Raw genomic sequence first — 25101 nt, forward strand, 5'->3', positions numbered from 1 at the left:
GCCACAAGAGGCCGCTGGCGCCGTCAGCCCGGCACCGTCAACCTTACCCCGTCAGCCCGGCACCGACAGAGCCTGGGCCAGGAACCCGCGCGTGTCCTGCGCAGCCACATCCGCGGGACTGCGGAATTTCAGATGCCGGCGCGCCTTGCCCTTGCCCTGCAGCCGCCCGGCGGGGTCGTCGAATCGCGCGCCTTCGGAAAACTCCAGCGAGACATGGCCGGTATAGACAAAGATGCCGCCGACAAAGCGGTCGCTGTCCGGCTCCGGCGCAATCACAACGCCGCCGTATTTCGGCAGGTATCGCGCGTCCGGCGCAAGATCGGCAACGATCAGGCGGAGCGCGGCGTCGATCGCCTCGGCCTCCGCGACGGTCAGCGTGGTCATTTCTGCTCTCCCTGCTGCGGGCCTCGTGGTTGCGGCAGCATGCGTCTGCGCCCCGGCAGCGTCAAGCCGCGCGGCCCCGCCCGCGCCGCAGACAGCGCGGCCCGTGCAAGGCAGCCATGCGCCGCTGCGGTGCGACTGGCGCTATACAAACCCGCATCCTTGCGTTATACGCGCGATCTTGACCCAACGGGCGCAGGACCGCGCCCTCTTTGTGATACGAACGGATCCCCCTCTTGATACCCACCTTGCAGCAGGCGCTGGAGCGCCGTGGTTACACCTCTCTCACGCCTGTGCAGGAGGCGGTTTCAGACCCGGCGCTGGCGGGGGCGGATCTTCTGGTGTCCGCGCAGACCGGTTCGGGCAAGACGGTGGGCTTTGGCCTGGCGATCGCCCCCACCATCCTCGACGATGACGGCCAGTTCCCGCGCGCCACCACCCCGCTGGCGCTGGTGATTGCGCCGACCCGCGAACTGGCGCTGCAGGTGAAGCGCGAGCTGAGCTGGCTCTATGCCGAGGCGGGCGCGGTGCTGGCCTCCTGCGTTGGGGGCATGGACATGCGCGACGAACGCCGCGCGCTGGAACGCGGTGCCCATATCGTGGTCGCCACGCCGGGCCGTCTGCGCGACCACATCACCCGCGGGTCGATCGACCTCAGCGGCGTCGCCGCCGTGGTGCTGGACGAGGCCGACGAGATGCTGGACCTGGGCTTTCGCGAGGATCTGGAGTTCATCCTCGAAGAAACCCCGGAAGAACGCCAGACGCTGCTGTTCTCCGCCACCGTGTCCAAGCCGATCGCCACGCTCGCACAGACCTATCAGACCGATGCGCAGCGGATTTCGACGATCGACAAATCCGAACAGCACAGCGATATTTCCTATCTCAGCCATGTGGTTGCGCCGCATGACATCGAGAATGCCATCATCAACGTGCTGCGCTATCACGAGGCCCCCAACGCCATCGTCTTTGCCAATACCCGCGCCGCGGTGAACCGGCTGCTGACGCGGCTGTCGAACCGCGGATTTCAGGTGGTGGCCCTGTCCGGCGAACTGTCGCAATCCGAGCGCGCCGGCGCCCTGCAAGCGATGCGCGACGGGCGCGCCCGGATCTGCGTCGCCACCGACGTGGCCGCCCGCGGCATCGACCTGCCCAACCTCGATCTGGTGGTGCATGCCGACCTGCCGTCAAGTCACGAGACCCTGCTGCACCGGTCCGGGCGCACCGGCCGCGCGGGCCGCAAGGGCGCCAGCGCCCTGATGGTCACACCGCGCTCCGTGCGCAAGGCCGAGCGCCTGCTGCGCGACGCCAAACTCTCGGCCGACTGGGTCGATGCGCCCTCCGCCGACGAGGTCCGCGGCCGCGATCTGGAGCGGATGCTGTCCGATACCGTCTGGACCGAAGAGGCCCCCGAAAGCCAGCAGGAGACACTGGCCAAACTGGTCGAGAGCTTCTCGCCCGAGCAACTGGCCGCCGGCTATCTGCGGCTCTGGTCCGCCGCCCGCTCCGCCCCGGAAGAGCTGACCGATGTGGCGGCGATGGACAACCGCAAGAAGAAAGAGGACCGCGCGCCCTTTGGCCCCTCGGTCTGGTTTGCCATCGACGGCGGCCGCGATGCCGGTGCCGATCCGCGCCGTCTGCTGCCGATGCTGTGCAAAGCTGGTGGCATCGACAAATCCGCCATCGGCGCCATCCGCATCGTTGGCGACAAGAGCTATGCCGAGATTGCCGAGGACAAGGTCGAAGGTTTCATGGCGACGCTCGGCGGCGAAATGGCGCTGGATGACGGCTCCGCACTGGAGCGGCTGAACGAGGCCCCGAACCTGCCCGAGCGCAGCAAGCCTCCGTTCCGCAAGGGCGGTGGCCGTGGCGGCTTTGGCGGCGGCAAGCCGGGCTACAAGGGCGGCGATCGTGGCGACTACAAAGGCGGCGGTGACCGCAAGGGCGCAGGCGACGACAAGGGCCCGCGCAAACCCCACCGCGGACGGGATCGCGATGACGCCACCGACCGCCCCGTGAAACCCCGCCCCGCCAAGCCGCGCCCCGCCGGGGACAAACCCGCCTTTGACAAACCGCGTGGCGACAAACCCTGGGGCGACAAATCCCGCAGCGACAAGCCGAAGTTCGACAAGCCCCGCAGCGACAAACCCCGGAGCGACAAGCCGAAATTCGACAAACCCAAGGGCCCGCCACCGCCCAAGGGCAAACCGAACAGCAAGAAGAACAAGGCCCGCCGGGGTGCGGATGCGTCCAACACCTCCAAGCGCTTTACCCCGCCGGGGCGCAAGGGCTGAGAGCCCCCGCCCGATCTGGAACGGAAAACAGCGTCCTCGCCCCGGGGGCGCTGTTTTGCCATCCGGTTGACCGTCGGTGACGACCTGTGCCTGCGATGGGCACCGCCCGCCTGCCCCTAGCCAAACGGTGCCGCCTCTGCCATAGGAAGGGCACTCCCAACCCTGCATGAGGCCCCGCCATGAGCCAGATCATCTCCGCCCTTTCCGAGGTCTCCGACCGCTACAAGGCCCTGTTCGTGGATCTCTGGGGCTGCGTCCACAACGGCATCACCGCCTATCCCGACGCAGTTGCGGCACTGCAGGCCTATCGCAAGGCCGGCGGCGTGGTGGTGCTGGTGACCAATTCGCCCAAACCCCGCGCCGGCGTGGCCGAACAGCTGAGCCAGTTCGGCGTGCCCGATGACGCCTATGACACCATTGCCACCTCCGGCGATTCCGCCCGCGCGGCGATGTTCACCGGGGCGGTGGGCACCAAGGTCTATTTCATGGGCGAATGGCAGCGCGATGCGGGCTTTTTCGAACCGATGAAGGTGATCCACGACCCCGTCGAGATCACCCGCGTGCCCCTGAAGGAGGCCGAGGGCATCGTCTGCTGCGGCCCCTTCGACACCCTGGCCGATCCGGAGGTGAACCGGGCGGATTTCCTCTATGCCAAACAGATGGGGATGAAGCTCCTCTGCGCCAATCCCGACATCATCGTCGACCGCGGCGAAGTGCGCGAATGGTGCGCCGGGGCGCTGGCGAAGCTCTACACCGACATGGGCGGCGAGAGCCTCTATTTCGGCAAGCCCCACCCGCCGATCTACGACCTGGCGCGGCGCCGCCTGAGCGAGATCGGCCATGACATCGCCGACCGCGAGATCCTGGCGATCGGCGATGGCCCGCACACGGATATTTCCGGCGGCATGGGCGAAGGCGTGGACACGCTGTTCATCACCGGCGGCCTCGCAGCCAAGGATACCCAGACCGACCGGCAGCCCGACCCGGCCGCGCTGGAGGCCTATCTGGCGCAGGAACAGGTGGCCCCCACCTACAGCATCGGCTTTCTGCGCTAACCCCGGCGCCACCGTGCCAATCGGGCCCGTCTTCTCCGTCAGGAGAGGGCGGGCCTTATGCTGTCGCCCGCCAGGGCGTCCGCCGGGTGACCTGCGCCACATGGATCCGCGGGACGGGCTTGACTTTCTGCAACTGCGAGGTAATAAAATTACCACCACAATACACGCGCGGTCCATTTGTTGCGCCGCCACACTTCCGGAGAGGCCAGGATGTTGGACAATTTCCCCCGCGGCACCATCTGCATCGAAGACATCGAGATGGGCATGACCCGCTACCTGCGCAAACAGATCACCGACCGCGACATCGAGTTGTTTGCCGAGGTCTCCACCGACCGCAACCCGGTGCATCTCGACGACGGCTATGCGCAGGATACCATCTTTGAAGGCCGCATCGCCCATGGCATGCTGACCGCCGGGCTGATCTCGGCGGTGATCGGCGAGCAGCTGCCCGGCCATGGCACCATCTACATGAGCCAGAACCTGAAATTCCTCGCCCCCGTGCGTCCCGGCGACCTGGTGCTGGCCGAGGTCGAAGTGACCGACATCCAGATCGACAAGCGCCGGGTGAAACTCGACTGCCGCTGCATCGTCGAGGGCAAAAAGGTTCTGGTGGGTGAGGCCATGGTGATGGCCCCCTCGCGCAAGTTCGACTGACACAAACCAGCACGTCAGACCGCCACGGGAGCACGCCCGGACGGGGGACCGACGATGAAGCCGGGTCGTTTTCATGTTCGGAGCCGGTGATCTGTCCAATTCAGGACGGGTCGCGGTACCGCTTTGGCACGGAAGGGGGACAGGCCGCGCACGGCCTGCTGATCCTGCATCTGCAACACCATCCCCTTTTTATCGGGGCCGGTCTTCCTTTGGCGCGGTGCTGCCCACAGCCGTCCCGCGCCCCCATCGTCTGATCGATCCCAGCCAGTCTAGCCCGATCAGATGAGATCCCGGTGAAACGGGCGCACGGCGACAGCGCAACAGGCCCTTCAGACCGGGGTCGACTGCCGCCGTGACAGGAGCCTCCGGCGGAGGTATTTGGAAAAAGATGAAACATCGGCGAACTGCGCCGTTGCCACACGCGGACCCTGAGCCGTGCATTTCCCGCGCCTGACGGGCGACACGGCCCGCCTCCGGCCACAGCGCCCTTGCGCCGCGTCGCGCCGGGAGCTAGGGAAGCGCCATGCGCATCATCCGGGACTATCAATTTGTCGAAGAGCAGGATCGCGGGGCCACCGTCGCGATCGGCAATTTCGATGGCGTTCACCGCGGCCATCGCTCGGTCATTGATCTGGCGCGGCAGGCCGCACCGGAGGCCCCCCTGGGGGTGATGACCTTTGAACCACATCCGCGCGAATTCTTTGCCCCCAATGCCCCGCCCTTTCGCCTGATGTCGGCAGAAGCGCGCGCGCATCGGCTGGAAAAGATCGGCGTTGAAAAGCTCTATCAGCTGAATTTCAACCACGCGCTCTCGTCGCTGACGCCTGAGGAGTTTGCCCGCAAGGTGATCTTTGAAGGACTGGGGCTGGCGCATGTGGTGGTGGGCGCCGATTTCTGCTTTGGCAAGGGCCGCGCTGGCACCGCTGCCGATCTCCAGCGTTTTGGACAGGAGATGGGCTTTGGCGTCACCATCGCGCCCTTGATGGAATATTCCGAACACACGGTGTCCTCCACCGCGATCCGCACCGCCCTGAGCGAAGGCCGCCCGCGCGACGCCGCCGCCATGCTGGGCCATTGGCACCGCATCGAGGGCGAGGTGATCGGCGGCGAGCAGCGCGGCCGCGAGCTTGGCTTTCCCACCGCGAACCAGTCCATCGACGGGTTGCACCCGCCCGCCTTTGGCGTCTATGCGGTTCTGGTGGATGTGCTCGACGGCCCCCATAAGGGCAGCTACCACGGTGCCGCCTCAGTCGGGGTGCGGCCGATGTTTGACGGCGACCAGCCCAACATCGAGACCTATCTCTTTGATTTCAAGGGCAACCTCTATGGTGCACATCTGTCCGTCGGGCTGGTGGATTTCTTGCGCCCGGAGATGACTTTTGACGGGCTGGAGCCCTTCATCGCCCAGATGCAGGCCGATTGCGATCAGGCCCGCGCCATCCTCAAAACGCTCTGAGAGGGCCGAGATGACCAATCAGATCGACCGGGACGGGCTTGCGCCGAAGTTCTGGGAACAGAAACCGCTCAAGAAACTCTCGCCGCGCGAATGGGAAGCGCTGTGTGACGGCTGCGGCAAATGCTGCCTCAACAAGCTCGAAGACGAAGACAGCGGCGAGGTGGCGCTGACGCGCGTGGCCTGCCGCCTGCTGGACGATCAGACCTGCCAATGCGCCCATTACGAGACGCGGCACAGTTTCATCCCCGAATGCATCGTCCTGAAGCCCGAAAACCTTGACACCCACGCCTATTGGATGCCGCAGACCTGCGCCTATCGCCGCCTGTGGGAGGGCAAACCCCTGCCCGACTGGCACCCGCTGGTGACCGGTGACCCCGACAGCGTGCACCGCGCCGGGGTCTCGGTGCGCGGCATGACCGTGTCGGAATTCGACACGCCGCTGGAGGAATGGGAAGACTACATTATCGAGGAACCCGTCTAGCGACGCGTCACTTCCCTGTCATCACCGTCGTCTAGGCAGCGCGGATGACCCACGCGTATATTGTCTGCACGACCCCACGCAGCGGGAGCACCCTATTGTGCCGAATGCTGCGGGCCACTGGCGTCGCCGGGGCACCCGCCTCGCTGTTCTTCGGCACCTCCCTTGCGGCGTGGCGTGATCGCATGGCGCTTGCGCCGTCCGACGCCCCCGCAACCGAGCAACTGCGCGAAGTTCTGGCGGCAGCTCAGACATTGGGCCGAGGCGGCACCGAGGTTTTTGCGCTGCGTCAGCAATGGCACAGCTTCGCATTTCTGCGGGCCCAATTGGCTCTTTTGTTCCCGACCGCCCAGACGGATCTCGCCCGCTTGACCGCGGCCTTTGGTCCCGTGCGCTTTGTCCATTTGGCCCGCGAAGACAAGTTGCCCCAGGCGGTGTCCTACTTGCTGGCGCGGCAAACCGGGCTGTGGCATCGACGCGCGGACGGGACGGAGCTGGAACGCACTGCCGCACCGCAATCGCCAACCTATTCCCGCGCCGCCATCACGGAGACGCTGACGCTGCTCTCGCGGTGGGATCGAAACTGGCAGCAGTGGTTCGACCGGCAAGGGATCGCGCCGATCCCGCTGACCTACGAGGCTTTGGCACAGGCGCCACAGGCACGGGTCCAAGACCTGCTGACGCAGCTTAACCTGCCCGCTCAGGCAGCGACCGGCATCGCGCCGGATGTCGCCCGCATCGCAGATCCCAGAAGCCAGCAGTGGATAGACCGTTTTTGCCGCGAGGGCGGCGGTGCCCGCTAGGGCCAGAAAGCCCCGATCACCGAGGCCACCGCCTCGGGATGGGTCACCGGCACCATATGGCCCACGCCCTCGATGACCGCAATCTGCGCCTCCGGCATTCGCGCCGACAGCGCCGCGGTCACCGCAGACATGATCGGCTGGGTCGCGCCCCCCTGCATCACCAGCACCGGCATCGGCAGTGCTTCCAGCGCGCCCGGCGCCAGCAGACCGGCGGCGTCGTCATAGACCTGACTGTCACACTCCATCACCGCCGGAAAAGACCGCACCATCGCCGCGCGGGCACGCTCCGGCAGGTCCGGCCATTTGGGATGACCCGTGCCCCAGGCGCGGTTGAAGAGCCGGGTGGCATGGTCCACGTCGCCCGCCTCGTAGGAGGTCCGCACCGCCATGTGATCGGCGCGCATCTGCGCCAGCGCCGCGGGGTTGTGCGCCTGGGCCGCGGCAAACAGGACCGGCTCGATCATCACAAGGCTGCGCACCAGATCCGGGCGGGCCTGCGCCATCGCCAGCGCCACCGTGGCGCCAAAGGAATGCCCGACCAGATCGACAGGGCCACCTGCGCGCGCGACCTCCGCCTCCAGCAGGCGCAGCCCGGCCTCGGCATTGCGCTGCTGCAACAGGCCCTGCCCGTCCCAATCCGGGCTCTTGCCATGCGAGAGCATGTCAAAGGCCTCAACCCTCACCTGATCCTCGCCCAGGGCTGCCACCAGCCCCCGCCAGGCGCCGGAATGCGCCAGAGAGCAATGCACCGCAAGAACGGGACGCGGGCCGGTGCCGAAGGAGCGGTGATAGACCTGTTGCGGCAGCCTCGCGAGATCCAGGCTCACGCCCCCTGCCCCCCAAGATGCCAGTCGAGATCCTCCAGCCGGTCCTGCCCCCAGAACTTCGCCCCGTCTGCGGTCACATAAAACGGCGCGCCAAAAACGCCGGCGTTGACAGCGTCCTCGAGGTTCTGCGCATAGATCTCCGCGCCGGTCAGAAGGCCGCTATCCGCCAGCGCGGGGTCGAAACCGGCGCTTTCGAGCAGGGATTTCACCACATCGTCCTGAGCGATGTCGCGCTCCTCGGCCCAGACCGCCCGCAGGGTGCCATGCACCAGCGCGCCCAGATCGCCGCCGCCGGCCTTTTGCGCCGCGATGATGGCATAGGAGGAGGGCGCCGCATTGGTGGGCCAATGCGCAGGCGCCAGGTTGAGCGGCAGGCCGCTGCGCCTGGACTGGCGCGCGAGCTCGATCAGCCGGTAGTCCTGCCGCGCCGGATGGCGGTCCTTGGGCGGGGTGCCGCCGGTGCGCGCAAACAGCGTCATGATGTCAAACGGCTTGTAGGTCACCGACGCCCCGTGGCGGCGGGCGATCTCCTCCAGACGCTGCCCGGCCAGGTAGCTGAACGGTGACAGAGTCGAGAAATAATAGTCGATTGCGGGGGCGGAGGCGGACATGGGATGAATTCCTCGTGCTTAGAACTAGGCCCGAGACTATGTGCGTGTTAAGCGGGGTTCAATATCACGAATCTGTCACATTGCTGCCTGGGGAAAAACAGCCAATGCCGACCTTGAACGAACCCAAGTTGATCTCTGGGAACGCAAACCTGCCTCTCGCCAAATCCATTTCGCGCCGCATGAGCATGCACCGGGGGGTCGATCAGGACCTGGTGAACGCTCGGGTGGAACGGTTCAACGATGGCGAGATCTTTGTCGAAGTCTACGAGAACGTGCGCGGCGAGGATATGTTCATCATCCAGCCGACCTCGAACCCGGCCAACGACAATCTGATGGAGCTGCTGATCATCGCCGACGCGCTGCGCCGCTCCTCGGCTCAGCGCATCACGGCGGTCATTCCATACTTTGGCTATGCCCGCCAGGACCGCCGCACCAAGGCGCGCACGCCGATCTCGGCCAAGATGGTCGCCAACATGCTGACCGGCGCCGGCATCGAGCGGGTGCTGACCATGGACCTGCACGCCGCGCAGATCCAGGGCTTTTTCGACATTCCGGTGGACAACCTCTATGCCAGCCCGATCTTCGCGCTGGACGTGAAGGCCCAGTTCAAGGACCAGATGGACGACCTGATGGTGGTTTCGCCCGACGTGGGCGGCGTTGCCCGCGCCCGCGAGCTGGCCAAGCGCATCAACGCGCCGCTCTCCATCGTCGACAAGCGCCGCGAAAAGGCCGGCGAGATTGCCGAGATGACCGTCATCGGCGACGTCAAGGACAAGATCTGCCTGATCGTCGATGACATCTGCGACACTGCCGGCACCCTGTGCAAGGCGGCGCAGATCCTACTCGACAACGGCGCCAAGGAAGTGCACGCCTACATCAGCCATGGCGTGATGTCCGGCCCGGCGGTGGAGCGCGTGACCAATTCGGTGATGAAATCGCTGGTGCTGACGGATTCGATCCAGCCCACCCAGCCGATCCTTGATGCGCCCAATATCCGCATCGTGCCCACCGCACCGCTGTTCACCCAGGCGATCCTGAACATCTGGCACGGCACCTCGGTGTCCTCGCTGTTTGAGGACAAGACCCTGATCCCGATCTACGAGTCGCTCTACAACAGCCAGAGCTAAGATCCCTCAGATCTCATCAAAATACCCCGCGAGATGTCGTGGGGTGTTTTTTTGTGGGCGGCCCTCAAATACAACCCGGCATACGTGCGGTAGTTCGTTGGGCGGGATTGAGGCCAATGTGACGACGTCAAGTGGTCAAACAGCGTTCTCTGATTTTGAAACCGCAGTAATTTCAAAGGCGGCGCACGTTCCCCGAACGGACCCAAGAGTACAAATCAGTTCGAATGTTCCACTATTGCTGATTTCGAAGACACCGACGCCGTATTCCTCCAATTCACCGTCAATGTTGACCTCTGATAGCTGACCGAATGTCAAAGTGGCTTCCGTATTTGTCGTCCTCCACCAATCGGTTTTTGGATCAATTATACAAAGGTCTTCGAGACTAACCTTTAAAACGCTTTGATTTGGGGAGAGGGTAACGGAGAGGACCGTCGCATCGTGCAATTCCATATAGTGGGCTAGAAATCTTGCTATGTCAGAACGCGTTCGATAGTTGGTTGTTGTCGGCATCGGTGCTCTGCCTTTCTTTGGCTGGAAGAGTTCATCTTCGTTAAACGAACGTTGGCGCAATTTTGTAACAAATGACAAGAGGCGAACGGCAGTTTTTCCGCATAGCTGACGGTCAGCTTAGTGCGAGCCTGTTGATAAGGCCTATTTCCGCGTTGAGGGGGTCCTTCTGCGGCACATGCCGGGCCGGTTTGGCATTCTCCCGAAAAGCCCGATTGGGCCGCATGATGGCGACCCTTGCCAAACACGGCACACAGGCACCACAACTATCGCGCAGAGCGTAGTTTGACGCGCCCGCAGCACCTGATAGGTCCTTACCATCCACCCCTGACGAAAGCTGCCCCATGAGACCAGTCGACCTCCTGCGCCTTGCCGCCCTTGTCTTCGCCGCCGTGACCTGCGTGGTGCTGGGCGATACCGCCGGCAAGCTGCTGACCGCAAGGAGATCGAACCGGTGGTGGTCGCCTGGTCGCGCTTCCTGATTGCGGCGCTGGCGCTGCTGCTGTTCAGCGGATTTACGTAAAATTGTCGATAAAATACCTGTCTCCGGCGTCGGCCCATGCCTCCGGCTCTGCCAGCAGTTGTCAGACCCGCCCTCATATGCTGTTCTCTGGATGCATGAGGCGGCGGTGTGACACGCGACCGCACAGTTTCAGATCGAGGAGACCCCTGATGTTGCTCGGACACCGGTTTCTTTGCCTCGCCGGCCTCTCTTGTGGCGCCTCTGGCGCCCTGCCTGCCCGATTTGTCCTGTCTCTCCTGGCCAGCCTCGCCGGAGTGTCGAGCGCAGCGGCCGAAGAGCAGCGCTTTGCCGCCTATATCACCGGATACGGGTTCTGGGACAACACGCCACCGGGCACGGCCGTCATCTCGCACCCGGTCAAGCACCGGCGCGCGGGCGGCACTGGCACCCATGACGATCCGATCACCCTGGCGGTGGGGCATGCGCTCCATGGGCCGCACGAGACCCTCGATTTTCCGCCCGGCACGATGCTCTACCTGCCCCGGCTCAGGAAATACGCGGTGGTCGAAGACACCTGCGGCGATGGCCCCCGGCCTCAGGACGGCCCCTGTCACACCGGCGCCCGTGGCCATATCTGGCTCGACCTCTATGTCGGGGGGCAGACTGTCACCCCCGCGCAGGCCGAGCAGTGTCAGTACAGGATCACCGCGGTGCAGATGGTGTACCTGAACCCGCCGCCGCATTACGAGGTTCACCCCGGCGAGGTGATCGGCTCCGGCTGTGCGGTGTTCTAGGGGCCGACGCCAGCCCTACCCCGCCCGCCGCAGCCGCAGCGCGTTGGTCAGCACCGACACCGACGACAGCGCCATTGCCCCGGCGGCAAAGACCGGCGACAGCAATATGCCGAACGCGGGATAGAGCGCGCCCGCCGCCAGCGGGATCAGCGCCGCGTTGTAGACAAAGGCCCAGCCGAGGTTCTGGCGGATGTTCACCAGCGTCCTGTGCGAGATGTTGATCGCCGTCACCACGCCGCCGAGATCGCCCGACATCAGCACCACATCGCCGGCCTCGATCGCCACATCGGTGCCGGTGCCAATGGCGATCCCCACATCCGCCTGCGCCAAGGCGGGCGCGTCGTTGATGCCATCGCCGACAAAGCCCAACTTGCGCCCGCGCGAGGCGAGATCCTTGAGCGCGGCCACTTTGCCCTCGGGCGCGACCCCGGCGACCACATGGGAGATACCCAGGTCACGGGCAATCGCCTCTGCCGTGGCCGGAGCATCGCCCGAGATCATCGCCACATCCTTGCCCATCGCCCGCAGCGCTTTGATGGCCGCGGCACTGGTCGGTTTGATCGGATCGGCCACCGCCAGCAGCGCCGCAAGCTGGCCGTCGATGGCGGTGTAGAGCACGCTTTCCCCCCGGTTGGCGCGCTCGAGCGCCTCTGCCGCCAGCGCATCGACGCTGATACCCGCCTCGGACATCAATCGCGCGCTGCCGATCTGGATCTCGCGCCCGGCAACCTTGGCGGTGACACCGCGGGCGGTTTGGTTCTGGAACTCGCTGACCTCCGCGAGGGTCAGGCCCTCGTCCTGCGCGGCTGTCACCAGCGCGCGGGCGATGGGATGCTCGGAGCGTGCCTCTACCGCGGCCACCGCGCCCAGCACCTCGGCGCGGTCAAACCCTGCGGTGGGATGCAGTGCCACCAATGATGGGCGACCCTCGGTCAGGGTGCCGGTCTTGTCAAAGGCGATGATATCGACCTCGTTGAGGGACTGCAGCGCATCGCCCTTGCGAAACAGCACGCCCAGCTCTGCCGCGCGCCCCGTCCCCACCATGATCGAGGTCGGCGTTGCCAGACCCATGGCGCAGGGACAAGCGATGATCAGCACCGACACCCCGGCCACCAATGCGTTGGTCACTGTGGGCTCCGGCCCCACCATCAGCCATACGGCCACCGTCAGCAGCGCCAGCCCCATCACCACCGGCACAAAGCGCAGGGTGACCTTGTCCACAAGGCTCTGGATCGGCAGTTTGGCGCCCTGGGCGTCCTCCACCATGCGGATGATCTGCGCCAGCGTGGTCTCGGCCCCGGTGCGGGTCACGCGCAGGGTCAGGCTGCCCTCGCCATTGACAGTGCCGCCGGTGACCGCAGCGCCCGCGGATTTCTCCACCGGGATCGGCTCGCCCGAAATCATGCTCTCATCCACATGGGCGCTGCCCTCCAGCACCTCGCCATCGGTGGGAATGCGTTCGCCGGGACGCACAAGGATGCGATCACCGGGGGCGAGGGCGTCCACGTCCACATCCTCGGGCTGGCCATCCTTGGTCAGTCGGCGGGCATGGCGGACCTGCAAGCCCACCAGCGCCTGAATGGCAGCCCCCGTGCGGCCCTTGGCGCGGGCCTCCAGCCAGCGGCCGATCAGGATCAGGGTGACGATCATCGCTGCGGCCTCGAAATAGACGGCGCGCACATCGGCAGGCAGCAGCGCCGGGACAATAGTCGCCACCAGAGAGTAGATCCACGCGGCCCCTGCCCCCAGCGCCACAAGGCTGTTCATATCCGGCGCGCCCTTGCGCAAGGCGGGCAGCCCCAGCGCGAAAAAGGCCCGCCCGGGAAGGAACAGCACCGCCGTGGTCAGCACGGCCTGGACCCCCCATGAGGTCTGCATGCCGATGGTCTGCGCGATCCAGTGATGCACCGCCGGGACCATGTGGCCGCCCATTTCCAACAGAAACACCGGCAGGGTCAACATAGCGGCGATCCAGACCTGACGACGCAGATCACGCGCCTCACGGTGCTTGCGGGCGCTGCGGTCCTCGCTATCGCCTGCCTCTGCCGGGCGGGCGCGATAGCCCGCTTCGGTGCTGGCTGCCGCCACCTGCGACGGCGTCACCACCCCTTGCAGGATCTCCACCTGCGCGCTCTCGGCGGCGAGGTTCACATTGGCCGAGACCACGCCGGGCAGCGCCTTGATCGCGCGCTCCACCCGGCCCACACAGCCGCCGCAGGTCATACCCGCGATGGACAATTGCACCGTCTGGTGCCGCGCCGGTTTGCCAAGATCGCGCAGGGCGCTGTCGGCCTGCTCCAGCGCCTCAGCGGTGTTGGCGGTGATCTGCGCGGTCTCATTGGCGAGGTTCACCGAGACATCGCTGAGCCCCGGCAGGGCGGCCAGGGTGCGGTCGACACGGCCCACGCATCCGGCGCAGGTCATGCCCTCGATCGAGAGGCGGGCGGTGATCGGTTGGGTCATGGAACGACTCCGTTATTGCCTGTTGTGTTCCATGTAGGGGTTCCAGTCACTGGAGGCTCAAGGGGGAATTTGAGATTTTCATCGTGTCCCGTCGCAATACCCAAGGCTCCCCTCGACCGGAAACCAGCCCGACGGTGCCGCTATTGGCCGTCACACTCCTGCATCTGCACGGTCTCCCGCACGCGGATCACATCGCTAGCGCCCACTCCGATCCGTGTCATTACAGCGTCGAGAGGAAACTCAGCCCGGATCAGCTTTTCATGTTTGCGCGTGTTTGCACCATTGGGCGAGATCTCTTTCAACATGGCGTAGCATTGGACGATTTTGCCCTGTTGTTCAAAGCGATACTCGGTAAAGCGCTTTCCGTTCACCAGCGTATAATCATAGACGTCATCCCCGAACCTGACATGCTCCGAGACCACCTTGGCAAAGCTGTAACCGGTCATGTCTCGGTTCTGATGCTGCCACACATGGGTCAGCTCATGCGCCATCAGCCATCGGTCACTGTTGATTGGGCTTTGAGAGATATCCGACGAATAGTATTCACGGTCAAAGAACACGGTATTGCCCACAACCAATGCGTCAGCGCCAAACAGTGACGGCAGGGATGCGATCTTGTGCGAGTTTCCGCTGGCGCTGTCCGCCGCGGTGCCGAGTTCGCGTTCCAACTGCCGCTTTGCAACTCTTCGTCCCTGGGCCTCATTCCCGGAAAACCGCACATCTTCAAACGCCAGATTCCGCGTAAAATACTGCGATCCGTAAGCAATCTCCCCATCAGTCATGGGACGGCTACAGGCGGCAAGCGCCAATCCGGACACCATCAAGCCAAGATACCGAAACCACATTCTAAAACCCTCCTTGAAAACAAACGATGCCAACAACTCAGGGTTTATCAAAGGAACTGCCATCACGTCTTGCAAGTTAAATATCGCCGACCGTGAATTTAATCCCGGGTTGAGGCGGCACGCGGCCCGAATGCGGCGCGTATCACGGGGGCTACTCCACGTCCCAGTCATCCTCGAACGGCATATCGCCGATGGCCATCCAGGCGGCGCGGACGCGGGCGACGCGGCTGTCGGACCAGGTGCGAAAGACCACGTCGAACCCCTCGGCAGTGATCTCTTCGGCGACCAGTTCGGCACGATAGGCGGCGGCGTGGTCCATGTCCATCAGCGAGGCGGTCAGGTGGATGGCCGGCGGGGCCGCAAAGACCTCGTCAAAGCGCAGGTGAAGGCGGCGTTCCCGCTCCCCCTCGCCTGTCCACATGGTGCCGCCCGAGTCGAACTCGGAAAACACCTCGACATCGCCCTGAACGATGCTGGTACGGGGATTTCGCAGTCGGGTGGTGCGCAAGGCGACCTCTGGTTTCAGATCCTCAACAGGTGAAGAGTATCACCCAGGCCTTACCAAAAAGAAACCGGCCCGCAACATGCAGGCCGGTTTCATGTCTGTTGAAGTCTGACAGTGGTGTCAGAGGCTCATGTGGGTCCCGAGCGCTTCCATGTCTGCAAGCAGCTTGGCCGCGTCTTCCACCAGACCGTGTTCGGAATCGTCTTCCTTGGCGGTCTTGTACATGGCGCGGGCTTCCTCGATGAGCTCGTCCATATGGGCGCGGGTCATCTCGTCCATCGGAATTGCCCGTTCCGCGAGGACCGAGAGGCCCTCTTCGGTGATCTGGGCAAAGCCGCCGGTGACGAGATACTCCGACGCGCCGTCCGGTGCGTCGACCTTCAGGATGCCCGGACGCAGAGTGGTGAGTGTCGGCGCGTGCAAGGGCATCGCCGTCATGTCACCCTCGGAGCCGGGGATCTGGACCGCGCGGGCCTGAAGCGAAGCAAGGCTCCGCTCCGGGCTCACGAGGTCGAATTGCATCGTATCAGCCATGAGGCCCCTCCTTAGGCCGCGTCAGCAGCCATTTTTTCGGCTTTTGCGATCACTTCGTCGATGCCGCCAACCATGTAGAAGGCGCCTTCGGGCAGGTGATCGTATTCGCCGGCCACAACGGCTTTGAACGACGCGATGGTGTCCTCGAGGGAAACCTGCACACCGTCGGACCCGGTGAAGACCTTTGCAACGTCGAACGGCTGCGACAGGAAACGCTGGATCTTACGCGCACGCGCAACGGTCAGCTTGTCCTCTTCGGAGAGTTCGTCCATGCCGAGGATCGCGATGATGTCCTGCAGCGACTTGTAGCGCTGGAGGATCTGCTGAACGTCGGAGGCCACTTTGTAGTGCTCTTCGCCAACGATCTGCGGGTCCATCAGGCGCGACGAGGAGTCGAGCGGGTCCACAGCGGGGTAGATGCCAAGCTCGGAGATCGCACGGTTGAGAACGGTGGTCGCGTCCAGGTGCGCAAAGGTTGTTGCCGGCGCGGGGTCGGTAAGGTCGTCCGCGGGAACATACACAGCCTGGATCGAGGTGATCGAGCCGTTCTTGGTGGAGGTAATACGCTCCTGCATCGCACCCATGTCGGTCGCCAGCGTCGGCTGGTAGCCCACAGCGGAGGGGATACGACCCAGAAGTGCGGACACCTCGGAACCGGCCTGCGTGAAGCGGAAGATGTTGTCCACGAAGAACAGAACGTCGGTACCGGACTGGTCACGGAACTGTTCCGCGAGGGTCAGACCGGTCAGAGCAACGCGGGCACGCGCACCCGGAGGCTCGTTCATCTGGCCGTAAACCAGAGCAACCTGCGACTCTTCGAGGTTGTCGGGCTTAATCACGTTGGATTCGATCATCTCGTGGTAAAGGTCGTTGCCTTCACGGGTCCGTTCGCCAACACCCGCGAACACGGAGTAGCCCGAGTGCACTTTTGCGATGTTGTTGATCAGTTCCATGATGAGAACGGTTTTGCCAACGCCGGCACCGCCGAACAGACCGATCTTACCACCCTTCGCATAAGGTGCGAGCAGGTCGATCACCTTGATGCCGGTCACGAGGACTTCGGACTCGGTGGACTGGTCGTTGAACTCCGGCGCGGGCTGGTGGATCGCGCGGGTCTCGGTGGCGTTGATCGGCTCACCTTCGTCAACCGGCTCGCCCACAACGTTCAGGATGCGGCCCAGGGTTGCGTTGCCGACCGGGATCGAGATCGGTGCACCGGTGTCGGTCACTTCCTGACCACGGACGAGACCTTCGGTCGCGTCCATCGCGATGGTGCGGACGGAGTTTTCACCGAGGTGCTGAGCAACCTCGAGAACCAGCGTCTTGCCATTGTTGTCGGTGGTGAGGGCGTTCAGAATCGCCGGCAGCTCGCCGTCGAACTGGACGTCCACAACGGCGCCGATGATCTGGGTCACCTTGCCTTTTGCATTTGCCATGTTTCGTCTCCGGTTGTCTCTTAGAGCGCCTCGGCGCCCGAAATGATTTCAATCAGCTCGTTGGTGATGACGGCCTGACGCGAGCGGTTGTACTCGATGGTCAGCTTGTCGATCATCTCGCCCGCGTTCCGCGTGGCGTTGTCCATCGCGCTCATCCGGGCCCCCTGTTCGGACGCCCCGTTTTCCAGCAGACCCGCAAAGATCTGGGTGGCGACGCCGCGCGGCAGAAGATCCGCAAGGATCGCCTCTTCGCTGGGCTCGTAATCCACCACACCGGAGGTCGCCTCGGCGCCCTCGGCATCGAATTCCGCCGGGATGATCTGCTGAGCAGTCGGGATCTGGGTCACGACGTTCTGGAACTTCGAGTAGAAGATCGTGGCAACGTCGAACTCGCCCGCGTCAAAGCGTGCAAGGATGTCCTTGGCGATGCCCTGCGCGTCGACATAGCCCACGCGCTTGACTTCGGTCAGGTCCACGTGGCCGACGAAGAGATCGCCGAACTCACGTTTCAGGACATCACGGCCCTTCTTGCCCACGGTGAGGATCTTGACGGTCTTGCCCGCCGCCTGAAGGTCGAGAACCTTCTGACGCGCTAGCTTGGCGATATTGGCGTTGAAGCCACCGCACAGGCCGCGCTCGGCGGTCATGACCACCAGGAGCTGCACCTGATCCGAACCCGTCCCCGCAAGGAGCTTGGGCGCGGTATCGCTTTGACCGACAGAAGCTGCCAGCCCCGCCATCACGGCATTGAACCGCTCGGCATAGGGGCGTGCATCCTCAGCCGCTTCCTGGGCGCGGCGAAGTTTCGCCGCCGCGACCATCTGCATGGCTTTGGTGATCTTGCGAGTGTTTTTCACACTCGAGATCCGGTTTTTTAGGTCCTTGAGAGAAGGCATCTGCTGTCTCTCTCCTTACGCGAAGTCTGCGGCGAATTCGTCCAGAACAGCCTTCATCTTCTCGACCGGTTCGCCCTTCTTGAACTTGGGATCCTCGTCGGTGATCCACTGCAGGAAGTCGGCCTTCTTGGAGCGCAGGAAGGTCAGAAGCTCGGCTTCGAAACGACCCACGTCCTTGACGTCGACGTTGTCGAGGTAGCCGTTGGTGCCCGCGAAGATGATGCAGACGATTTCAGAGTTGGTGAGCGGCGAATACTGCGGCTGTTTCATCAGCTCGGTCAGACGCGCGCCACGGGCCAGCAGCTGCTGGGTTGCGGCGTCGAGGTCGGAACCGAACTGCGCAAAGGCTGCCATCTCGCGATACTGAGCGAGGGACAGTTTCACAGGGCCCGCAACGGAGGACATCGCATCGGTCTGTGCCGAGGAGCCCACACGAGACACCGACAGACCGGTGTTCACGGCAGGACGGATGCCCTGGTAGAACAGTTCGGTCTCGAGGAAGATCTGACCGTCGGTGATCGAGATCACGTTGGTCGGAATAAACGCGGACACGTCGCCGCCCTGGGTTTCGATGATCGGCAGCGCGGTCAGCGAGCCTGCACCGAAGTCCTCGTTCAGCTTTGCCGAACGCTCCAGCAGACGGGAGTGGAGGTAGAAAACGTCACCCGGATAAGCTTCACGGCCCGGCGGGCGGCGCAGCAGCAGGGACATCTGACGGTAAGCAACGGCCTGCTTGGAGAGGTCATCATAGATGATGAGCGCGTGCTTGCCGCTGTCGCGGAAGTATTCGGCCATCGCGGTCGCCGCATAGGGGGCGAGGAACTGCATCGGCGCCGGGTCGGACGCGGTCGCGGCCACAACGATGGAGTATTCCATCGCGCCGGACTCTTCGAGCTTTTTCACCAGCTGCGCCACGGTGGAGCGCTTCTGACCCACAGCAACGTAAACGCAGTAGAGCTTCTTGCTCTCGTCGTCGCCTGCCGCTTCGTTGTAGGATTTCTGGTTCAGGATGGTGTCCAGAGCAATCGCGGTCTTACCGGTCTGACGGTCACCAATGATCAGCTCACGCTGGCCACGGCCAACGGGGATCATCGCGTCCACGGACTTGAGGCCGGTTGCCATCGGCTCGTGCACGGATTTACGTGGGATGATGCCCGGCGCTTTCACGTCTGCGACCTTGCGCTCTTTGGCTTCGATCGGGCCTTTGCCGTCCAGCGGGTTGCCGAGGCCGTCGACAACGCGACCCAGAAGCTCGGGACCGGCCGGCACGTCCACGATGGAGTTGGTGCGCTTGACGGTGTCGCCTTCTTTAATGTCGCGGTCGGAGCCGAAGATCACCACACCGACGTTGTCGGATTCGAGGTTCAGCGCCATGCCCATGATGCCGCCGGGGAACTCGACCATTTCGCCCGCCTGGACGTTGTCGAGGCCGTAGACACGGGCGATACCGTCACCGACGGAGAGAACGCGGCCGATCTCGGCCACTTCGGCTTCTTGACCAAAATTCTTGATCTGGTCTTTAAGGATCGCGGAAATTTCCGCAGCTTGGATACCCATTTATCCGACCTCTTTCATTGCATTCTGTAGGGAGTTGAGCTTGGAGCGGATCGAGCTGTCGATCATCTTCGAGCCCACTTTAACGACGAGACCGCCGATGATGCTGGCATCGACGGTGGCATTGATGGTGACCTTCTTGCCCACGCGCTCGGCGAGGGTCTTGGCCAGTTTTTCGCTCTGGGTCTTGGTCAGCGCCTTGGCGGACACCACGTCGGCAGTGACTTCGCCGCGGGCCTCGGCCAGACGGGCGCGCAGGGCGTCGATCAGGGCGGGAACCACAAACAGGCGGCGTTTGGCCGCCATCAGCGCGAGGGTGTTGCGCAACACCTCGGCAAGCCCCATCTTGTCTGCCACGGCAGAGATGGCGGCGGCCTGCTCGTCACGCGACACCAGCGGTGAGGTGATGAGAGTGCGCAGGTCTTCGCTGTCAGCCAAAGCGGCTGCCAGATCATTGATGCTTGTCTCGAGAGTATCGAGAGCATTGCTCTCGGCAGCGATGTCAAAGATCGCTGTGGCATAGCGGTCGGCAATGCCTGCGGAAATCGAAGCTGGTTCGGACACGTCCACCCTTCCGATATTATTTTGGCCCCGGTTTCTATGCGTCCTGGCAGGTAGCATCCGGGGGCGTGAGGTCGCCCGATTTTGGCCGGGCATCGAAATCAGCGTGGATGTAGCAGAGCCTTTGCGACCTAGCAACTCCCTCTGTCCGCGGGCCGAAAAACCGATTTCGCGATTTTTCAATGACTTAACAAAACCGTGACGCTTTGTGGCAGGGTCAGGTGTAAAAAAATTGCGGCATGGAACAACAGGAATGCGATTCCGCAGGGGGAATTTGCCCCGATGCAGCACACAACCGCATGCAAAGGTACACAATGTCGAATCTAGGCCCGGTCCTGTCGTGTCCGGTCTTCAGGCCGGTTCGGCGGTCGGATTGGACAACCCTTCCAGTACCCGGATCGGATTGGCGCGGCGGGTCTTGATCATGTGGCCCTTCTGCGGGTGGGTCTGTTTGGAGACCTCGACCAGGAACACCCCCGCCGCCATCATCGTCGGCAGACGGTGGCCCATGCGCTCGATCATGGCGCCGGACTTGAGCCAGAACCGGCGCTGGCTTGGCGGGCGGTAGAGCGCGGCGGCATGCTGCTCGATGGCGAATTGATGCCCCCGCAGCTGGTTTTCCACCTGGGTCAGCGTATAGGGACGGCCATAGCCAAACGGCGTTGCATCGGAGCGCGCCCAGAAGCCGCCGCGGTTGGGCACGATGAAGATCGCCCTGCCCCCCGGCCCCAGCACCCGCCAGCATTCGTCCAGCAGATCGGAGGGGCGTTCGGAGGTTTCCAGCCCGTGCAGCACCACCAGCCGGTCCACCCGACCGGTTTCCACCGGCCAGGATGTCTCCTCACACAGGACCGAGACATTGGGCAGGCCGGCGGGCCATTGCATCACCCCCTGCGGCCCCGGCATCAGCGCCATGATCCGCCGCGCTTCCGGCAGATAGGGCCGCAGCAGCGGCGCGGCAAAGCCAAACCCCGCCACCGTCTCGCCGGTGGCATCGGGCCACATCCGCAGCAATTGCCCCCGCACCGCCGCCTGGGCGGCACGGCCCAGCGTGCTGCGGTAATAGAAATTCCTCAGATCCTGCACATCCAGATGCATTGCAGACGCCCACTGCTTCGGTCACTCTGGGCGCAGTCTAGCAATGTGAAAGCGAATGACCATGCCCGATCAGACCTCCACCCGCACCACCCGCGAAAATGGCCTCGAAATCGTCACGGTTCCCTGCCTGGCCGACAATTATGCCTATCTGGTCAAGGGCCCCGACGGGGTGGCGGTGATCGACGCGCCGGAGGCCGGACCGATCCTCGCGGCGCTGGAGGCGCGGGACTGGACCCCGGGGGTCCTCATGATCACCCATCACCACCCCGACCACGTGGGCGGCATCCGGCAGATCCGCGAGAAATACGGCTGCCCGGTCATGGGCCCAAAGGCAGAGGCCGACAAGATCGCCGCACAGGGCGAGGCGCTGGATATCGAACTCGATCCCGGTTTTGAGGGCGGCAGCGGCGCGGGGCGCTGTCAGGTGATCGCGGTGCCCGGCCATACGCTGGGCCATATCGCCTTTTACTACCCGGAGGGCGGCGCGCTGTTCACCGCCGACAGCCTGATGGCACTGGGATGCGGGCGCCTGTTCGAAGGCACCCCCGCGATGATGTGGCAGAGCCTGAGCGCGCTGGCCGCCCTGCCCGATGACACGCTGGTGTTCTCCGGGCATGAATATACACAGTCCAATGCGGCGTTCGCGCTCAGCATCGACCCGAACAATGCCGCGCTTCGGCAGCGGGCCGAAGAGATCACGCAAACGCGCGCAAAAAATGACCCCACCGTGCCGGCCCGGCTGGGGCTGGAGAAAGCCACCAACCCGTTTCTGCGCGCCGGCGCTGCGGATCTGAAGAAAACCCTTGGCCTGGAGGGGGTTGAAGACGCCGAGGTCTTTGCCCATATCCGCTCGGCAAAGGACAGGTTCTGAGCCCGAAACGGGCCCGCATCCGCAATTTTGCGTAAGATATGTGAGCACAATAACATGTTTTGTGACCACAATCGCACAAAAAGCCCTTGAAGCTTACGCTCTATCAACCAAACTCTAACAGTATGAGGACATGGTCATGGGACAGGACCGGCCCGCCCGGTGGCGACCGATCCCCATGACCCAAGACAGAGGAGCACGCCTGTGCCTTCATTCTCGAGCACTTTGGAACAAGCCATTCACGCGGCGCTGGCGCTGGCGAATGAACGGCGACATGAATTTGCAACTCTTGAGCACCTGCTGCTGGCCCTGATCGAGGAGCCGGACGCCGCCCGCGTGATGCGGGCCTGCAGCGTGAACCTGGACGAGCTGCGATCGACCCTGCTGGAATTCGTCGATGAGGATCTGGCGAATCTCGTCACCGACATCGACGGCTCCGAGGCGGTGCCGACCGCCGCCTTCCAGCGCGTGATCCAGCGCGCCGCCATCCACGTGCAGTCCTCGGGCCGCACCGAAGTGACCGGCGCCAACGTGCTGGTCGCGATCTTTGCCGAACGCGAAAGCGACGCCGCCTTCTTCCTGCAGGATCAGGACATGACGCGCTATGATGCGGTCAACTTCATCGCCCACGGGGTCGCCAAGGATCCCGCCTATGGCGAAAACCGCCCCGTCACCGGCGCCACCGAGGCCGAAGAGGACATCGGCGGCGGCGCGGGCGCCGGCGCGGCAGAGGGCGAGCAGAAGGAATCGGCGCTGGCAAAATACTGCGTCGATCTGAACGCCAAATCCCGCGAGGGCGACATCGATCCGCTGATCGGGCGCGACAGCGAGGTGGAGCGCTGCATCCAGGTGCTGTGCCGCCGTCGCAAGAACAACCCGCTGCTGGTCGGCGACCCCGGGGTCGGCAAAACCGCCATCGCCGAGGGTCTGGCCCGCAAGGTGGTGCAGGGTGAGGTGCCCGAAGTCCTGTCGGAAACCACCATCTATTCGCTCGACATGGGCGCGCTCCTGGCGGGCACCCGCTATCGCGGTGATTTCGAGGAACGCCTCAAGGCCGTGGTCACCGAGCTGGAAGAACATCCCGACGCGGTGCTGTTCATCGACGAGATCCACACGGTGATCGGCGCGGGCGCCACCTCCGGCGGCGCCATGGATGCCTCCAACCTGCTGAAACCTGCCTTGCAGGGCGGCAAGCTGCGCACCATGGGCTCCACCACCTACAAGGAGTTCCGTCAGCATTTTGAAAAGGACCGCGCCCTGTCGCGCCGGTTCCAGAAGATTGACGTGAACGAGCCGTCGGTGGAAGACAGCATCGAGATCCTCAAGGGGCTGAAACCCTATTTCGAGGAGCATCACTCGATCAAGTTCACCTCGGATGCGATCAAATCCGCGGTCGAACTCTCGTCGCGCTACATCAACGACCGCAAGCTGCCGGACAAGGCCATCGACGTGATCGATGAGGCCGGCGCGGCGCAACATCTGGTCGTCGAGAGCAAGCGGCGCAAGACCATCGGCGTCAAGGAGATCGAGGCCGTGGTGGCCAAGATCGCCCGCATCCCGCCGAAAAACGTCTCCAAGGACGATGCCGAGGTGCTGAAGGATCTGGAAGCCAGCCTGAAACGGGTGGTCTTTGGTCAGGATGCTGCCATCGACGCGCTGTCCTCGGCGATCAAACTGGCCAGAGCGGGCCTGCGCGAGCCGGAAAAACCGATCGGCAACTACCTCTTTGCGGGCCCCACCGGCGTCGGCAAGACCGAGGTGGCCAAACAGCTCGCCGATACGCTGGGCGTGGAACTGCTGCGGTTCGACATGTCGGAGTACATGGAGAAACACGCGGTCTCGCGTCTGATCGGTGCGCCTCCGGGCTATGTGGGGTTTGATCAGGGCGGCCTGCTTACCGACGGTGTCGACCAGCATCCGCACTGTGTGCTGCTGCTCGACGAGATCGAAAAGGCGCATCCGGATGTGTTCAACATCCTGTTGCAGGTGATGGACAACGGCCAGCTCACCGACCACAACGGTCGCACGGTGAACTTCCGCAACGTGGTGCTGATCATGACCTCGAACGCCGGCGCATCCGAGCTGGCGAAATCCGCCATCGGCTTTGGCCGTGACCGTCGCGAGGGTGAGGACACCGCCGCCATCGAACGCACCTTCAGCCCGGAGTTCCGCAACCGTCTGGATGCCACCATCTCCTTTGGCGCGCTGCCGAAAGAGGTCATCCTGCAGGTGGTCGAGAAGTTCGTGCTGCAGCTTGAGGCGCAGCTGATGGACCGCAATGTCTCCATCGAGCTGACCCGCAAGGCCGCCGAATGGCTCGCCGACAAGGGCTATGACGACAAGATGGGCGCCCGCCCGCTGGGCCGCGTGATCCAGGAACACATCAAGAAGCCGCTGGCCGAGGAGTTGCTGTTCGGCAAGCTCGCCAAGGGCGGTGTGGTTCAGGTCGGCATCAAGGACGGCAAGCTGGACCTGCGCATCGAAGGTCCCGGCAAACCGCGCCTCAGCGGCAACAAACCGCCGCTCCTGACCGCGGAATGAACATCGGGCCGCTGGCCTCCTCCGGGAGGTTGGCGGCCTCTCCCCCTGATCCGCGCCGGGCCCGGCAAACGCCCTTGGTCCGCGCAGAAGAACAGCGGACGTTGGCTGCGGGCCAACCCTGCTTTTCCAAAGCCTCTCCGACATGTCTGACTGCATAGCCTGGCGGGCAGAACTCTCTGGGTCTGGCTGGGCTGGCTGACCGCGATCTGCGGCCATTTGCGCGTTGCCATCCCTGCGCCAAGACGCGGCTCAATTCCGACCGCAGGCTCACATCCAGAAACAGATGGATCAGACTGCCGCCGGGCCCGGAGACGACGCGCCCGGTCCGGCCGTCCCGGTGAATTCAGGGGTCA

General features: G+C 64.0%; 23 protein-coding genes. 11 read left to right on the forward strand and 12 right to left on the reverse strand.

Annotation, left to right across the window (positions count from 1 at the left end):
* Positions 1 to 51 precede the first annotated feature (51 nt).
* Positions 52 to 384: a DUF1801 domain-containing protein gene (locus tag ACXAF5_RS14150; protein WP_474947068.1), complete on the reverse strand. Its 333-nt coding sequence runs from the start codon at positions 382 to 384 to the stop codon at positions 52 to 54.
* Positions 385 to 617: 233 nt separating this feature from the next.
* Between ACXAF5_RS14150 and ACXAF5_RS14155 the strand changes: the two genes are divergently transcribed.
* The 6 genes from ACXAF5_RS14155 (at position 618) to ACXAF5_RS14180 (ending at position 7118) form a co-directional block, all read left to right on the forward strand.
* Positions 618 to 2672 carry a DEAD/DEAH box helicase gene (locus tag ACXAF5_RS14155; protein WP_474947069.1) on the forward strand — a complete coding sequence of 685 codons (2055 nt, stop codon included), beginning with the start codon at positions 618 to 620 and terminating at the stop codon, positions 2670 to 2672.
* A gap of 179 nt (positions 2673 to 2851) precedes the next feature.
* On the forward strand, positions 2852 to 3727 hold the full coding sequence (locus tag ACXAF5_RS14160) for a TIGR01459 family HAD-type hydrolase (RefSeq protein ID WP_474947070.1): 876 nt from the start codon (positions 2852 to 2854) through the stop codon (positions 3725 to 3727).
* Positions 3728 to 3937: 210 nt separating this feature from the next.
* Positions 3938 to 4381 carry a MaoC family dehydratase gene (locus ACXAF5_RS14165; protein WP_474947071.1) on the forward strand — a complete coding sequence of 148 codons (444 nt, stop codon included), beginning with the start codon at positions 3938 to 3940 and terminating at the stop codon, positions 4379 to 4381.
* 523 nt (positions 4382 to 4904) lie between these two features.
* Entirely contained in the window at positions 4905 to 5837 is a 933-nt protein-coding gene (locus ACXAF5_RS14170) for a bifunctional riboflavin kinase/FAD synthetase (protein WP_474947072.1), read from the forward strand.
* A 10-nt stretch (positions 5838 to 5847) separates the two neighbouring features.
* Positions 5848 to 6318, forward strand: a complete 471-nt coding sequence (locus ACXAF5_RS14175) for a YcgN family cysteine cluster protein (protein WP_474947073.1) — start codon at positions 5848 to 5850, stop codon at positions 6316 to 6318.
* Positions 6319 to 6362: 44 nt separating this feature from the next.
* The gene (locus ACXAF5_RS14180) at positions 6363 to 7118 is read left to right on the forward strand and encodes a Stf0 family sulfotransferase (protein WP_474947074.1); all 756 of its coding nucleotides are present in this window, start codon (positions 6363 to 6365) and stop codon (positions 7116 to 7118) included.
* Here the strand turns inward: ACXAF5_RS14180 and ACXAF5_RS14185 are convergent.
* The gene (locus ACXAF5_RS14185) at positions 7115 to 7945 is read right to left on the reverse strand and encodes an alpha/beta fold hydrolase (RefSeq protein WP_474947075.1); all 831 of its coding nucleotides are present in this window, start codon (positions 7943 to 7945) and stop codon (positions 7115 to 7117) included. The two genes, ACXAF5_RS14180 and ACXAF5_RS14185, sit on opposite strands and share 4 nt — an antisense overlap.
* Positions 7942 to 8556, reverse strand: a complete 615-nt coding sequence (locus ACXAF5_RS14190) for a DsbA family protein (protein ID WP_474947076.1) — start codon at positions 8554 to 8556, stop codon at positions 7942 to 7944. The genes ACXAF5_RS14185 and ACXAF5_RS14190 overlap by 4 nt, the downstream gene beginning before the upstream one ends.
* 104 nt (positions 8557 to 8660) lie before the next feature.
* On the opposite strand from ACXAF5_RS14190, the gene ACXAF5_RS14195 reads away from it, so the two are divergent.
* From ACXAF5_RS14195 to ACXAF5_RS14205, 3 genes are all read left to right on the forward strand, one after another.
* Positions 8661 to 9683: a ribose-phosphate pyrophosphokinase gene (locus ACXAF5_RS14195; protein WP_011539399.1), complete on the forward strand. Its 1023-nt coding sequence runs from the start codon at positions 8661 to 8663 to the stop codon at positions 9681 to 9683.
* Between the two features lie 851 nt (positions 9684 to 10534).
* Positions 10535 to 10672, forward strand: a complete 138-nt coding sequence (locus tag ACXAF5_RS14200; RefSeq protein WP_474947077.1) for a hypothetical protein — start codon at positions 10535 to 10537, stop codon at positions 10670 to 10672.
* A gap of 190 nt (positions 10673 to 10862) precedes the next feature.
* Positions 10863 to 11447, forward strand: a complete 585-nt coding sequence (locus ACXAF5_RS14205; RefSeq protein WP_474947078.1) for a hypothetical protein — start codon at positions 10863 to 10865, stop codon at positions 11445 to 11447.
* A gap of 15 nt (positions 11448 to 11462) precedes the next feature.
* On the opposite strand, the gene ACXAF5_RS14210 is transcribed toward ACXAF5_RS14205, so the two are convergent.
* The 9 genes from ACXAF5_RS14210 to ACXAF5_RS14250 all read right to left on the reverse strand — a co-directional run bounded on the left by ACXAF5_RS14210 (position 11463) and on the right by ACXAF5_RS14250 (position 21339).
* Positions 11463 to 13910 (reverse strand): heavy metal translocating P-type ATPase, encoded by a 2448-nt coding sequence (locus tag ACXAF5_RS14210; protein WP_474947079.1) that lies wholly within the window; start codon positions 13908 to 13910, stop codon positions 11463 to 11465.
* A 140-nt stretch (positions 13911 to 14050) separates the two neighbouring features.
* Positions 14051 to 14818, reverse strand: a complete 768-nt coding sequence (locus ACXAF5_RS14215; RefSeq protein ID WP_474947080.1) for an eCIS core domain-containing protein — start codon at positions 14816 to 14818, stop codon at positions 14051 to 14053.
* Positions 14819 to 14906: 88 nt separating this feature from the next.
* Positions 14907 to 15263 carry an H-type lectin domain-containing protein gene (locus ACXAF5_RS14220; protein ID WP_474947081.1) on the reverse strand — a complete coding sequence of 119 codons (357 nt, stop codon included), beginning with the start codon at positions 15261 to 15263 and terminating at the stop codon, positions 14907 to 14909.
* 117 nt (positions 15264 to 15380) lie between these two features.
* The gene (locus ACXAF5_RS14225) at positions 15381 to 15794 is read right to left on the reverse strand and encodes a F0F1 ATP synthase subunit epsilon (protein ID WP_239320445.1); all 414 of its coding nucleotides are present in this window, start codon (positions 15792 to 15794) and stop codon (positions 15381 to 15383) included.
* An 11-nt stretch (positions 15795 to 15805) separates the two neighbouring features.
* Entirely contained in the window at positions 15806 to 17230 is a 1425-nt protein-coding gene (gene atpD / locus ACXAF5_RS14230; protein ID WP_474947082.1) for a F0F1 ATP synthase subunit beta, read from the reverse strand.
* Between the two features lie 20 nt (positions 17231 to 17250).
* A complete protein-coding gene (locus ACXAF5_RS14235; RefSeq protein ID WP_011539411.1) occupies positions 17251 to 18126 on the reverse strand; it encodes a F0F1 ATP synthase subunit gamma in 876 nt (291 codons plus the stop codon).
* 15 nt (positions 18127 to 18141) lie between these two features.
* Positions 18142 to 19683, reverse strand: coding sequence for a F0F1 ATP synthase subunit alpha (gene atpA / locus ACXAF5_RS14240; protein WP_474947083.1), 1542 nt, complete (start codon positions 19681 to 19683; stop codon positions 18142 to 18144).
* Positions 19684 to 20244, reverse strand: coding sequence for a F0F1 ATP synthase subunit delta (locus tag ACXAF5_RS14245; RefSeq protein WP_126136533.1), 561 nt, complete (start codon positions 20242 to 20244; stop codon positions 19684 to 19686).
* Between the two features lie 348 nt (positions 20245 to 20592).
* On the reverse strand, positions 20593 to 21339 hold the full coding sequence (locus ACXAF5_RS14250; protein ID WP_474947084.1) for a methyltransferase domain-containing protein: 747 nt from the start codon (positions 21337 to 21339) through the stop codon (positions 20593 to 20595).
* Between the two features lie 55 nt (positions 21340 to 21394).
* Between ACXAF5_RS14250 and gloB the strand changes: the two genes are divergently transcribed.
* Complete coding sequence (gloB, locus tag ACXAF5_RS14255) at positions 21395 to 22210, forward strand: hydroxyacylglutathione hydrolase (RefSeq protein WP_474947085.1); 816 nt, start codon at positions 21395 to 21397, stop codon at positions 22208 to 22210.
* A 201-nt stretch (positions 22211 to 22411) separates the two neighbouring features.
* A complete protein-coding gene (gene clpA / locus ACXAF5_RS14260) occupies positions 22412 to 24748 on the forward strand; it encodes an ATP-dependent Clp protease ATP-binding subunit ClpA (protein WP_474947086.1) in 2337 nt (778 codons plus the stop codon).
* The last annotated feature ends 353 nt before the right edge of the window (positions 24749 to 25101 follow it).

Source organism: Epibacterium sp. ABV4_022 (assembly GCF_056159345.1).

Excerpts from the sequence above, each read along its gene's own strand:
- ACXAF5_RS14225 (WP_239320445.1), bottom strand. The coding sequence starts at position 15,794 with ATGGCTGATACGATGCAATTCGACCTCGTGAGCCCGGAGCGGAGCCTT.
- ACXAF5_RS14205 (WP_474947078.1), top strand. The coding sequence starts at position 10,863 with ATGTTGCTCGGACACCGGTTTCTTTGCCTCGCCGGCCTCTCTTGTGGC.
- ACXAF5_RS14180 (WP_474947074.1), top strand. The coding sequence starts at position 6,363 with ATGACCCACGCGTATATTGTCTGCACGACCCCACGCAGCGGGAGCACC.
- ACXAF5_RS14165 (WP_474947071.1), top strand. The coding sequence starts at position 3,938 with ATGTTGGACAATTTCCCCCGCGGCACCATCTGCATCGAAGACATCGAG.
- ACXAF5_RS14195 (WP_011539399.1), top strand. The coding sequence starts at position 8,661 with ATGCCGACCTTGAACGAACCCAAGTTGATCTCTGGGAACGCAAACCTG.
- ACXAF5_RS14160 (WP_474947070.1), top strand. The coding sequence starts at position 2,852 with ATGAGCCAGATCATCTCCGCCCTTTCCGAGGTCTCCGACCGCTACAAG.
- ACXAF5_RS14200 (WP_474947077.1), top strand. The coding sequence starts at position 10,535 with ATGAGACCAGTCGACCTCCTGCGCCTTGCCGCCCTTGTCTTCGCCGCC.
- atpD (WP_474947082.1), bottom strand. The coding sequence starts at position 17,230 with ATGGCAAATGCAAAAGGCAAGGTGACCCAGATCATCGGCGCCGTTGTG.
- ACXAF5_RS14215 (WP_474947080.1), bottom strand. The coding sequence starts at position 14,818 with ATGGCAGTTCCTTTGATAAACCCTGAGTTGTTGGCATCGTTTGTTTTC.
- gloB (WP_474947085.1), top strand. The coding sequence starts at position 21,395 with ATGACCATGCCCGATCAGACCTCCACCCGCACCACCCGCGAAAATGGC.
- ACXAF5_RS14170 (WP_474947072.1), top strand. The coding sequence starts at position 4,905 with ATGCGCATCATCCGGGACTATCAATTTGTCGAAGAGCAGGATCGCGGG.
- ACXAF5_RS14190 (WP_474947076.1), bottom strand. The coding sequence starts at position 8,556 with ATGTCCGCCTCCGCCCCCGCAATCGACTATTATTTCTCGACTCTGTCA.
- ACXAF5_RS14150 (WP_474947068.1), bottom strand. The coding sequence starts at position 384 with ATGACCACGCTGACCGTCGCGGAGGCCGAGGCGATCGACGCCGCGCTC.
- atpA (WP_474947083.1), bottom strand. The coding sequence starts at position 19,683 with ATGGGTATCCAAGCTGCGGAAATTTCCGCGATCCTTAAAGACCAGATC.
- ACXAF5_RS14250 (WP_474947084.1), bottom strand. The coding sequence starts at position 21,339 with ATGCATCTGGATGTGCAGGATCTGAGGAATTTCTATTACCGCAGCACG.
- ACXAF5_RS14235 (WP_011539411.1), bottom strand. The coding sequence starts at position 18,126 with ATGCCTTCTCTCAAGGACCTAAAAAACCGGATCTCGAGTGTGAAAAAC.
- ACXAF5_RS14210 (WP_474947079.1), bottom strand. The coding sequence starts at position 13,910 with ATGACCCAACCGATCACCGCCCGCCTCTCGATCGAGGGCATGACCTGC.
- ACXAF5_RS14175 (WP_474947073.1), top strand. The coding sequence starts at position 5,848 with ATGACCAATCAGATCGACCGGGACGGGCTTGCGCCGAAGTTCTGGGAA.